This is a genomic window from Mycobacterium sp. (assembly GCF_049585075.1).
Taxonomy (GTDB): Bacteria; Actinomycetota; Actinomycetes; order Mycobacteriales; family Mycobacteriaceae; genus Mycobacterium.
In genome coordinates this window covers 1-11340 of sequence record NZ_JBAUZA010000083.1, presented here as the reverse complement: position 1 = coordinate 11340, position 11340 = coordinate 1, and the positions used below count along the sequence as shown (strand labels likewise).

The window sequence follows — 11340 nt, the reverse complement described above, 5'->3', positions numbered from 1 at the left end:
GAGAAGAGAAGTGCCATGGCAACTGACCCCGGCGGGATGACGACCCGCAAACGACGGCACATCGACGTGTGCCTTGACGACCGGGTTGCCTATTCGTCGGTGACCACCGGGCTGGAACGCTACCGGCTGCCATACAACGCGCTGACCCAGACCAGCCTCGCCCACATCGACTTATCCACCGAGTTCCTCGGTGCGTCGCTGCAAGCGCCGGTGCTGATCGGCGCAATGACCGGTGGCGCCGAGCTATCCGAAAGGATCAATAGAAACCTGGCCGCAGCGGCTCAACGGCTAGGTATCGGGATGATGCTCGGCTCGCAGCGGATTATGTTGGACAGCGCGCTAGGGGAACAAGCCGCCGCTAGTTTCACCGTCCGCGATGTGGCGCCGGATGTGTTGCTGTTCGGCAATATTGGACTATCACAACTGACCACTGCCGCGGTCGACGACATTTCGAATGCTCTGAAACGCGTCGAAGCAGATGTGCTTGCGGTGCATACTAATCCGCTGCAGGAGGCGGTCCAGCACAACGGCGACTGCGATTTTTCCGGATCGATCGACAGGTTGCGCGAGGTCGCCGGCGCACTGGAATATCCGGTGTTGCTCAAAGAGGTTGGCCACGGCATCGGTACGTCGGCGATCACGGAGTTGCTGGGTGATTGGGGCGAGCCGCCGGTGGCGGCCATCGATGTCGCAGGTGCCGGCGGCACCTCGTGGTCACGCGTTGAGCAACTTGTTCGCTACGGAGAAGTGCGTTATCCCGATTTAGCCGACTGGGGTATACCGACGGCACGGGCAATCGTAGAGGTGCGCGAGACGCTTCCCACCATCCCGCTGGTCGGCTCCGGTGGCGTTCGCACCGGCATGGATGCGGCCAAAGCGCTGGCGTTGGGCGCAGATGTGGTGGCAATCGCCCGCCCGCTGCTCGCTGCGGCGATCGAATCTTCTGATGCCGTAATCGACTGGCTGCAGGGCTTCCTCGACGAACTTCGAATATGCCTACACGGCACCGGCGCAGCGGACGTACGGGTTCTGCATGCCATCGGTGTAACACCGATAGTGTAATGGCGGTCGTCCTTGCCTACGGGTCGCCGGCCCTCGGCCATCTGTTTCCGCTCGCAGCGCTGCTCAGGGAGCTGACCCGACGCGGACACGAAGTCCATTTACTGACGCTGTCTTCCGGCGTTGCCGACCTGCACGCGACGGGAGTTCATGCGCAGCCCGTTGACCCGCGGATCGAGGGCACTGGCGGATCGGACTGGCTGGCGCGCAACGCGCTGGATGTGTTGAAGATCTCGATCGACGTGTTGTGCCGCCGAGCGGTGTTGGAAGTCGATGATCTACGTTCAGCTATCGATCGGACGAGGCCGGACGTGGTGATCGTCGACGCGAACTGTTGGGGTGGCATTGCGGTGGCTGAGGCCGGCGATGTGCCATGGCTGGTGTTCTCACCTTTTAGCCCCTATCTCCGTTCGCCCGGGGTGCCACCGTTCGGCCCGGGATTGCAGCCATTGCCAGGTGTGGTCGGTCGGCTTCGTGACGCCGCGATTCGGCCATTCGTGACGCGCCTGTTCGACCGACGAATACTGCCGCGAGTCAACGCCGTTCGCCAGCAAGTCGGGGTGCGGGCGATCAGATCAGTCGACGATCTGATGCGGCGGGCGCCATTGCTATTGGCAGTCGGCGGACAGCCTTTCGAGTACCCCCATCCTGGCTGGGGCGAAGCGGTCCACCTCATCGGTGCGTGCGTGTTCGAGCAAGGCCCGACTAGGCCGCCTGACTGGCTCGCATCAACTGATCGACCGATCGTTCTTGTCAGCACCTCGTCGATCAGGCAGGCCGATGCAGTGCTGGCGCGCACCGCATTACAGGCATTGGCGGACGAGCCCGTTCATGTTGTTGCGACATTTCCCGCCGGCGTGCCGCGCGAATTGCCCGAGGTAGGCAACGCCACGGTTTGCCGATTCGTCCCGCACAGTGCGCTGCTCGAAAAGGCAAGCTGTGCGATCACCCATGGCGGAATGGGGACCACCGTCAAGGCACTCGACCGTGGCGTGCCAGTCTGTGTCGTGCCGTTCGCTCGTGATCAGGCAGAGGTCGCCCGGCGCGTCGAGGTGGCTCGCTGCGGCACCCGGTTGCCTGCGCGGAAACTTACCGCGACAAGGCTGCGCGACGCGGTGCGCAGGGCGATGACAATGACCGACGGTGCACAACGAGTGGCAGCTGGTTTCGCCGCGACCGGAGGTGTCGGGCGAGGAGCCGCATTGATCGAGCAACACATGCGGCGGTCGGCCACGCGGGAAGTGGTTGAATAAATCAATTAGGCTCAGCGTGGATGGCCTGGCTGTTTCTTTTGGCACGCACGTTCGTAGAGTTGGCTTGCTGGGCAGCAAGTTCACTCTCAAACTTCGACATCGCCGCGAGCATACCGCTGAACACCCGATGAGCCGCCATCAGATCCTTGTCGCTCAGATCGGCAAGCGCAGTGCGGAGATGGACGCCCAGCGGGGTGAAAAACTCGTGGGCCAATTCCATACCGCTATTTTCATACCGGAGAAGCGCTTTACGCCGATCCGAGGGATCGGCTTCACGCCGGACATGGCCGGCTTCGATCATTCGGTCGACGAGATAGGTGATCGCAGCCGGTGAGACGTCCATGCGCTGTCGCAGCTGAGCCATCGTCAACGGAGTACCTGCCGTCTCAGCAACCATGACGTGCAGCAAAGCGTGGAAATCGTTGCCGCTCACATCGTTCTGGCGGGCGAAATAACGCCCCAACCGATCGGACTGTGATGTGACTGCCCGCATATCGGCGGACATCAGCTTCTCCAGATCAGTTCGGGTAGGAGGTGAACTCTTTGTGCCCCGATTATCCACCCGACCTCATCCTCTTTGGCAATTTGCTCGACAAGCGTATAGGACACCCGCCGGATAGCCCCAATACGCTGTTACCGACCGAAAGTGTGTCGTAACCGCCTCAACGCGGTCTTGAACCCACACACCTGCATTTGCCTACCCTTTCGGCATCGGTGGGTACGACCGTCCTAGACCCGGATGTCCTGAGTATCCGCTTTACAAAACGGGTAACCCGGACTACGAGTGATCGGCCGCTCGCCAGCCTTCGTAGTTGACATAATAAAATTAACTATTAAGATACTGAAGAATATCTGCGTTTTATCCCGTCCCAGACTGCGGCCCGTCGTTGTCCTTCGGCGGACCGAGGAGTTCACCAACCGATGGACCTAGACGACAGCGCAGTCCCACCCAAATCCCCACTCACGGAGGTGTGAGCATGCGCTGCGTCATACTCGGCGCCACTGGCTATCTCGGCGCCCGTCTTGTCCCTGCACTGTTGGCAGCGGGCCACGACGTGCGGGTAATGGCACGTACACCCGCCAAGCTGGACGCCGTGCCTTGGCGCCAGCAGGTTGACGTCGTCGAAGGTGATGTCACTGACGCCGAACAAGTTCAGCAAGCGCTGGATGGGCAACAAGTTCTGTACTATCTCGTGCACTCATTGCTGCGCTCGGATTTTGTGGACTTCGACGCGCGCGCCGCCTCGATCGTCGGGAGGGCCGCCGCAGCAGCCGGACTTGCCCGGATCGTCTATGTCGGCGGCATCATCCCCGAGGGACAGCGGCTGTCCGATCACCTTGCCTCGCGCGAAGAAGTCGGACGGTTGCTTCAAGAATCTGGGGTTCCCACCGTTGAGTTGCGGGCGGCGGCGATTATCGGGGCAGGGTCAGCCAGCTTCGAGATGCTGCGTTATCTGACTGAACGACTGCCGCTGATGGTGACGCCGCGGTGGCTGCGAACTCGGGTCCAGCCCATCGCTGTAGGTGACGTGCTGTACTACCTGACCAAGGCGGCCGAGCTGCCGCCCGAGGTGAACCGGGTTTTCGATATCGGTGGCCCCGACACGTTCACCTACACCGACATGATCCGCAAGTACGCCGCAATCGCGGGTCTCCAGCGCCGCATCGCCGTGCCGGTGCCCGTGTTGACTCCATGGCTGTCGTCGCACTGGGTCAATCTGATCACCCCGCTCCCAAGCGCTCTGGCGGCATCATTGATGGGCTCGCTGGAAAACGATGTGGTGTGCGGCGAGCACGACATCGCCGAGCACATCCCAGACCCCGAGGGCGGACTCGCTCACTATGAAGACGCGGTTGAACTGGCGCTCGCGGGGGTGCGCGAAAAAGAGCTGCAGACTCGGTGGCGGCGACCAGGGGACGATGAGTCACCGGCGCGACCGCTGCCAACTGACCCGTCCTGGGCCGGCGGATCGCTGCACGAGCATGTCTGTCAACGGCGGGTATCCGCCGCTGCCGAGACGCTATGGGATGTTTTCCAGTCGGTGGCCGCGGAGCATGGCTGGTCGGCGGTACCGCTGGCTTGGAGCCTGCGCGGCTGGCTCGGCCGATTTGTCGGAACGGCGAAGGCCAACCGAACACCAAGCCCGTCAAGAACTCCGCATCAGCTGCATACCGGTGAGGCGCTCGATTGGTGGCGCGTGGAGCACATTGACCGGCCACAGCTGCTGCGGCTTCGCGCAGACATCCCGCTTCCCGGTCGGCTGTGGCTCGAGCTGTCGGTGCACGACGAGGGCGACGGGCGCTGCAGTTATCGCCAGCGTGCCGTCTTTCAGCCGTATGGCCTTGCCGGAGAAGCCTTTTGGACGGCGGCCGCGCCGTTTCGCGACGTGGTGCTCGGCGGCATGGCCCGCGCCGTCGCGTCGGCCACACAGCAGCGCCAAGCCGGCCGTGCGGTTTCCCGCGAAGTCCGAGTGGGAACTCCGAGCAGGTGAATCTCTCGGACGTCGTTAGTACACCGTTTCGTTGGGGATCGGCGTTGCGTCATAGGCGGATATTCCATCCGGACGGCGTGCTGGCCGAGGGGTCAATTGAGCGGGTGGCGCCGGCCCACACTGGCTTGCCCGTCGCGTCGGGCAGCGTCATTGCGCGCGTGTCGAAGGCTGCCGGGACGCCGGGTGCACTGCCTGACGCGATCGGTCTGGCGCTGCGAATCGTGGCGCAGGCAGATCCGAACACCGACTGGGACATTCTGCTGGCATCGGCGGGCTCCGGGCGGCTCAGCAGGGCAATCGGACTACGGCCTGTCACGTCGTGGACCGGACGCACCATGACAAGCCTTGTGCCGCTTCGCTATCGGGATATCAACTGGTGGCTGCGTGCACGGATAGCCACCAAGATCGACGCTGTCGGCGTCTCTTTAGCTAGCATCCGCGACCAGCTCGACCATTGCGAGATCGAGGTCGAACTTGACCAGGCCCGCGGCGCATCCGATTTCCGTCCGCTGGCTCGCGCCACCCTGACCAACCTCTTCACCCCACAGCGAGGCGATGATGTGTCCTTCGACCCAGTGCGGCACACCGCGCACGGGGTGGAGCTTTACCCGCGATGGCTCGCCGATCTTCGGGCCCGTGCCTATGACCGCAGCCGGGAGGGCCGGGAGGCGGTTAGCTAGGTCGCGCTGCTGCGCAGCTGGTAAAGGCGCTCAGCATAGGCCAGGTCGTCTCGCCACAGCCGGGACGCGGCCAATCGCATCAGTCCGGAAACTAACGGGGCGGCGCGGCGGGCCTGCTTAAATCCCGTTCGCTCGGAGTGGGCGATGACGGCTTCGATGACCTCTGTGCGCGGGCGGTTGTCAGCACCCAAACCGATTGGTGTGGCGTGGGTTTCGACGACGCTACCGGTTCCTTCACCGTCCACGATGCGCATGACGATCGTTCGTGCTTCCGGGCTGGTGAACTCGGCAACCGTGGGCACCCCGACCCGCCCTACCCGAAATGTCACCGCGACGAGAAATCGGTCCGCCTCCTCGGTCGGAGTGGTCAGCACTTGCAGTCGAGTGAACGAGTAGGGGTGATACCACGCCCCGTGCCAGGGATCTAACCGATTGGCGATGATGTCGGCGGGCTCGCAGGTGCCCTCCAGGCGAGCGACGGTGTGCAGCGTATCGCCGGTCGGCCGTGCCACGATCACCGGAACATCGAGCGGGGCCTCGCCGCCAACGGCATCCAGACGCACCCAGGCCAGCACACCATCGTCGTGGCTGGGCAACGGCGTCCACCCGAATTCGCCCCCGTCACCGTCCAGACACAGACCGTGCCACCGGCAGATCAAGGCGCCGTTGCGCACCGCCGCGGTAGCGAGGTCGGCGCCCAGGTGCGGGCAACTACGCGGGCCCACGCGCAGTGCGCCGTGCTGATCGCGCCAGGCGACCAACTCGACGCCGGCAATCTTGGTGCCGTGCGGCTGCCCGGTCCGTACCGCGCTGCTCGCGGCGAACACATACCAGTTGCCGGTCGGCCGGCGCTGTGATCGGTCCAGTGCGGCGTTGATGATCGACGGCTGGGCATCGCGATACGTCGGGCGTTGACCGGACCAAGCAAGCGGCGGGATAGCTTGCAGCGGCCAGTCTTTCGGCCAGTGCCTGCGCATGTAGTCACCGATGGTCATTTGCGGGAAGCCTTTCTCGTCCGGCAACAAAGCGCAGTAGCGCCGAGCGACCTTGGGTGGGCACGGTAGCCAATTCATGGCCGGCGACGCCGCACTGCGCCAATATCTGGTTGGCTGCACAAAAGCCGGTGGTGGCGGCGCGCTCCATTAGCGCCACAGGAAGATCAATGCGGATACCGTCACCGGCCAGCAGCAGCCCCGGCGATGGTGTAGTTACACCGGGTCGCTGCGCAAAACTGCCGGGTGCGAACAGTGGGCAGTCGCCGCGGTGCAGCGTCCGTTCGTAAAGTATCTGCGCGCCCGCGGTTTCCGGGTAGAGCTGATGCAGGCGCTCCACCACGGCGTCCGCCGGCTGCGCGGATTCGACAGCATATGAATGCAATTCGACGACCGAGCCGCCTTGGCGTCGTGCCCAATCGATGGCTTGGCGTTCATAGCGGTCAAGGACGCTGACGTTGTCGAGCGGTTCATGTCCGGCGGTACCCAGAAAGGCCGGACGTTCGGTAGCGACAGGACGATCGAGCCACATCCGGTGCACCACGAACGGCGGCGCGGTGCGCAATCGGGAAATCTGGGCCCGCCAGCACGGGTCGCCGAGATCGGGTGACGCCGCGACGATCCGCTGCAGCCCGGCCACGTCGGTGGCCAGCACGACGGCGTCGGCGTCCAGATCGTCACCTGCATCGGTGTGGACGCGATACCTGCGGGCTTGGCCGGTTCCAATGCCTGTCACCGCGGTGCCGCGGTGAAATCGCACCCCGAGCCCGGTCAGGTATCGCTGCAGCGGCTGCCAGAGTGCGGTGTCATAGTCCGCGTTGGCCACGTCGAAGATCAGGCCCTCGCTGGAGCCGAGGAAGTAAATATGGAACATGGTGGCCAGCTCCGCGGCCGACAGTTGAGTCGGATTGGCGAAAAAGCTGCGCGAAAACACCTCGAAAGCCAGATGGCGCGCCGCCTTGGGGAAATTGATGCTTTTCAGAAAAGTTTCGGCGTCGATGTGATCGAGGCGGTGATAGACGTCGGGCAACGACACCGCCGCCAGCGGTGCAGCTGCCCGCGCATCGATTCTTACCAGGTCGCGAAGTCGAAAGGTGGGGCTGCGCAACGCAAATACCAGCGCGTTCCACGGTGGCGTGCGGGGCAGGCCGCGGAACGTGTCTCGCCGGCCGGCCCCGTCGATCAGCGGGTAGTCGTCCACGGGCGTCAGCATGGACAGCTCCGAGTCGACGCGGCGCAGCAGCGAGCGCAAGTTGTAGTACTGGCGGAAGAAGGCGTGAAAGCCGCGGTTCATGGCGAGCTCGCCGCCGCGGTAGTGCTCGGTCCAACCGCCCACCCGCCCGCCGAGATAGTCCTCGCGCTCGATGATGTCGACGCCGATGCCCCGTTCGGCCAAACCGGTCGCCGCGGCGAGACCGGCAATGCCGGCCCCGACGACGACTGCTCGCGGCCGAGGCGACAACGCCTCGGCGCTGGGCAGTCCTGGCCGTGCCGGATGTACGCGGCGGCGACGATCGGTCATCGCGGGGCTTCTGCCAGGAAGGTGTGAACGATGTTGGTTTCCCATCCGGACATGGTTTCGCTGCGCACCGCGTTAAACCCGGCGTGGCGCAGCCGGTTTCGGAATTGCTCTGCGCCGTCGAAAGCCAAGACGCTGCGCCACAAATGGCGGTACAGCGTCGTGTCGCGGGTTTGCCACCAGCCGGACGGAATGATGATGCCCCAGCACACCGCATGCCAAATCCAGCTGGCGGCCCTGGAGTTGCGCACCGAATACTCGTGCACCGCCAGCGTGGCGCCGGGCCGCAGCAGGCGTCGAAAAGCGCACAGTTGAGTATCGGGCTCCGAAAGATTGCGGATCAAATAGGCGGCCAGAATGCCGTCGAACGGTCCGGTAACACCATTTTCGGTCAGCGCCTCGACGGGGGAGTGTACAAACCGGACCGACGGTGGCCACGGTTTGGCTTGGGCTTCCTCGAGCATTCCGCGTGACGCGTCGACGGCGATGATCTCGGCCTCCGGGGCAACGCTCAGCAGCGCAGCCGTCGATGCGCCGGTGCCGCAGCCTGCGTCGAGTAACCGCAAGCCTTCTCCGCGCCGGGGCAGGCGCATGCGTTGGGCCGAAAGCCGCAGGCCTGCATGATATCCGGGGTTTGCGCCGACAAGTCGGTCGTAGAAACTCGCGCCGACATCAAAAGCGGCCGGCACATCGCGGCGGGGCAGGCCGGTCTTACCGACGCTCACGTTGTCTCTCCCACAGCAGCAACACCGCCGTGACCAAAGCGAAGCCGAACAGGAAATCTTCGACCGGGATGTCGAAGGGAAACCGGATACCCGACGTCTGCCGATCGTCGTACACGACGATCGGAGCGCTGAGCTTGGTCAGCCAGCCGTCCACTAGGATCTGAAATCCGATCACGATCAGCATCGACAGCCAATAGGCCGGTCGCCGAAAAAGTCCGGTGCGCAACACGATCGACTCCAGTGCGCAAACGCTGACGAGTGCCAGCACGGCCGGGGCGGTGTAGCCGAGCCCGGTCATCGGCGGTTGAACCGTTGCAGGATGGTGCTCACCGCACCGAACGTCAACAACCCACACACCGGGATGACGATGAAGAACAAGGCCTCCTCGATCGGCAGCCGGAACGGGATCTTTGCCCCAATGATGTAGGCCGGGTTGTACGTCCACACATGTGCGGCTATCGCCAGCTCGTCCCAGAGCAGAAATACCGCTGCGACGGGCAACACCGCACGCACTGCCCGCCACAGTTGGCGGTAGACGCCGTCGCCGAAAATTTCCAACGGCAAGGTGATCGCCAGGCATGCCGCCAGGACGATGACGTATTGCCAGTGACCCATCACGTCACACCGGACCGGCGACGAGCTGAGGGGGCCGGGTACATTAGCCGCGCCTGCCAGGACCGCAGCAGCCCGCCCCCGGCGACGCGCAGGCGTCGCCCGGTGCCCACGGCGGCGCGCTGGGTGAACACATCGAAGTCGGACTCCTCTATACGGTCCAGTATTTCCGAGTACAGCGTCAGCGCGGTGGCCACGCAGGCGCGCGAACGCGGCGCCAACAGCGAGATCCCATCGGCGGCATACTGGTAGACCTGGCGGGCGGTCTCATGCTGTTCGGCCAGTGCGCTGCGCACCCGGCGGTCGGTGCGGCGATTGATGTGGCACCACATCAGCAGGTCGCGGTCGACGTCATGGGCGGCCATTTCGTCGGCGGGCAAGTAGACCCGTTGTCGCGTCAGGTCTTCGTCGATGTCGCGCAGAAAGTTGGTGAGTTGAAACGCCCGGCCAAGCGCTGCAGCGTGCGGTGCTGCTTGCTCGCCCGGGCCGATGGTGCCCAAGATCGGAAGCAGTTGCAGGCCAATCGCTTCTGCGGAGCCTTTCATATATAAGTTGAGCGAAGCCCGGTCTGGATAGTCGGTGATCGTCAAATCCATCCGCATGGAGGCCAGAAAGTCGTCGAACAGGTCGTCGCTGATGCCATAGCGGCGGGCGGTATGGCTGACCGCCGCGAGGACGGGTTCGGTCGACTGCTCGGCGTGCGCGAAGAACTGGTCGGATAACTGCTGCAACCGCGCCGCACGGGTCGCGGTGTCCAGGTCCGGGTTGAGGTCGTCCAGGATGTCGTCGGCGTACCGGGCGAAACCGTACAGCGCATGTACGGGCGGACGTTGTTCGGGCGCAAGCAGTCTGGTGGCCAAAAAGAAGGTTCGGCCGTGCGCGGCGTTGAGCTCACGGCAGCGCCGATACGCGTTGCGCAGGTACGGGTCCTCGATGCCAGCCGCGTCGAACTCGCCGCGGATCATGCCAGGCCGGCTTTCGTGACGACGGTTTGAGTCGACTTCCCGGCGATGCCGGTGATGCGGTCGGCGGCCAGCCGTCCGGAGATCAACGCGGTTGGCACGCCAACGCCGGGCACGGTCGACGATCCAGCCAGTACCACATTGTCGATCCCGCGCACCGTGTTAGCCGGACGGAATGGTCCGGTCTGGGCGAACGTATGCGCCAGCGCGAACGGGGTGCCGGCGACCATGCCCTGACGAGCCCAGTCAGCGGGGTTGACGGTATGCAGTACCTTGGCGTCGTCGCGTAGGCCCGGAACCAAGCGTGTTGCGACGATGTCGACCAGCTGGTCGGTGTAGGCATCGCCGATCCGTGACCAGTCGATGCCACCGCGGCGCAGGTTCGGTGCGGGGGCCAGGACGTAGAACAAGTCGCGGTCGGCTGGAGCCAGGCTGGGGTCGCTGGCCGTGGGCCTGGTCACGAGTAACGATGGATCCTGCATCAGTCGACCGTCGCGGATGATGTCGGTGAACGTGTCTTCCCATGCCTCGCCGAAGACGATGTTGTGGTGTGCCACAGAATGTTTCGCGGACGGTGAGCCGGGGCTGCTCACGTGGACGACGACGGCTGATGGCGCTGGCCGTAGCGTGCCGATGCGGCGCGGTTCGCGGCCCAGCATCTGGTAAGTCTGGGGCAGTTCAGTGGTCAACACCACCGCGTCGCAGGCGAGGCGCTGATCCCGGTCGGTGCGGACCGCGTTGACCCGCCCGCCGGTGTATTCCAGGCCGGTGACGGTGGCGCCGTAGTGGAATTGCACGCCGGCTGCTGTCGCGGCGGCGGCCAGCGCATCCGGCAGCGCACGCATCCCGCCGCGCGGGAACAAAACTCCCGAGACGGTGTCCATGTAGGCGATCACCGCATAGACGGCCAACGCCTGCCGGGGCGCCACGCCGGCATACAGCGATTGGAACGTGAAGACGCGGCGCAGCCGCGGGTCGGTGATGTGGCGCTTGACCATCACGTCCCATCTGCGGAATCCGCCGATCGCCGCCAGCCGTGCCAGCTG

General features: G+C 64.4%; 12 protein-coding genes. 4 read left to right on the top strand and 8 right to left on the bottom strand.

All coding sequences use genetic code 11. The annotated features are described in order from the left end of the window. Nucleotides 1-15: 15 nt before the first annotated feature. Together fni and WB785_RS03995 are read left to right on the top strand one after the other, a co-directional pair. Entirely contained in the window at nt 16-1062 is a 1047-nt protein-coding gene (gene fni, locus WB785_RS04000; RefSeq protein ID WP_424077396.1) for a type 2 isopentenyl-diphosphate Delta-isomerase, read from the top strand. Continuing rightward, nucleotides 1062-2312, top strand: a complete 1251-nt coding sequence (locus WB785_RS03995; RefSeq protein WP_424077395.1) for a glycosyltransferase — start codon at nt 1062-1064, stop codon at nt 2310-2312. Before fni ends, WB785_RS03995 begins: the two co-directional genes overlap by 1 nt. 1 nt (nt 2313) lies before the next feature. On the opposite strand, the gene WB785_RS03990 is transcribed toward WB785_RS03995, so the two are convergent. Beyond that, nucleotides 2314-2817, bottom strand: coding sequence for a MarR family winged helix-turn-helix transcriptional regulator (locus WB785_RS03990; protein ID WP_424077394.1), 504 nt, complete (start codon nt 2815-2817; stop codon nt 2314-2316). Nucleotides 2818-3289: 472 nt separating this feature from the next. Here WB785_RS03990 and WB785_RS03985 point away from each other — a divergent pair, with 472 nt between their 5' ends. Then, complete coding sequence (locus WB785_RS03985; RefSeq protein ID WP_424077393.1) at nt 3290-4804, top strand: SDR family oxidoreductase; 1515 nt, start codon at nt 3290-3292, stop codon at nt 4802-4804. After that, nucleotides 4801-5484 (top strand): phosphodiesterase, encoded by a 684-nt coding sequence (locus WB785_RS03980; RefSeq protein WP_424077392.1) that lies wholly within the window; start codon nt 4801-4803, stop codon nt 5482-5484. Before WB785_RS03985 ends, WB785_RS03980 begins: the two co-directional genes overlap by 4 nt. Here the strand turns inward: WB785_RS03980 and WB785_RS03975 are convergent. The 7 genes from WB785_RS03975 to crtI form a co-directional block, all read right to left on the bottom strand. Continuing rightward, a complete protein-coding gene (locus WB785_RS03975) occupies nt 5481-6479 on the bottom strand; it encodes a DUF5914 domain-containing protein (RefSeq protein WP_424077391.1) in 999 nt (332 codons plus the stop codon). The two genes, WB785_RS03980 and WB785_RS03975, sit on opposite strands and share 4 nt — an antisense overlap. Beyond that, nucleotides 6466-7998 (bottom strand): FAD-dependent oxidoreductase, encoded by a 1533-nt coding sequence (locus WB785_RS03970; RefSeq protein ID WP_424077390.1) that lies wholly within the window; start codon nt 7996-7998, stop codon nt 6466-6468. The genes WB785_RS03975 and WB785_RS03970 overlap by 14 nt, the downstream gene beginning before the upstream one ends. Then, nucleotides 7995-8720, bottom strand: coding sequence for a class I SAM-dependent methyltransferase (locus tag WB785_RS03965; RefSeq protein WP_424077389.1), 726 nt, complete (start codon nt 8718-8720; stop codon nt 7995-7997). Before WB785_RS03965 ends, WB785_RS03970 begins: the two co-directional genes overlap by 4 nt. Further along, nucleotides 8707-9018, bottom strand: coding sequence for a lycopene cyclase domain-containing protein (locus WB785_RS03960; RefSeq protein ID WP_424077388.1), 312 nt, complete (start codon nt 9016-9018; stop codon nt 8707-8709). Before WB785_RS03960 ends, WB785_RS03965 begins: the two co-directional genes overlap by 14 nt. Next, the gene (locus WB785_RS03955; RefSeq protein ID WP_424077387.1) at nt 9015-9338 is read right to left on the bottom strand and encodes a lycopene cyclase domain-containing protein; all 324 of its coding nucleotides are present in this window, start codon (nt 9336-9338) and stop codon (nt 9015-9017) included. The genes WB785_RS03960 and WB785_RS03955 overlap by 4 nt, the downstream gene beginning before the upstream one ends. After that, nucleotides 9335-10297 (bottom strand): phytoene/squalene synthase family protein, encoded by a 963-nt coding sequence (locus WB785_RS03950; protein WP_424077386.1) that lies wholly within the window; start codon nt 10295-10297, stop codon nt 9335-9337. The genes WB785_RS03955 and WB785_RS03950 overlap by 4 nt, the downstream gene beginning before the upstream one ends. Continuing rightward, the coding region (crtI, locus tag WB785_RS03945) for a phytoene desaturase family protein (RefSeq protein WP_424077385.1) at nt 10294-11340 on the bottom strand (1047 nt) is incomplete at its 5' end. The genes crtI and WB785_RS03950, both read right to left, overlap by 4 nt.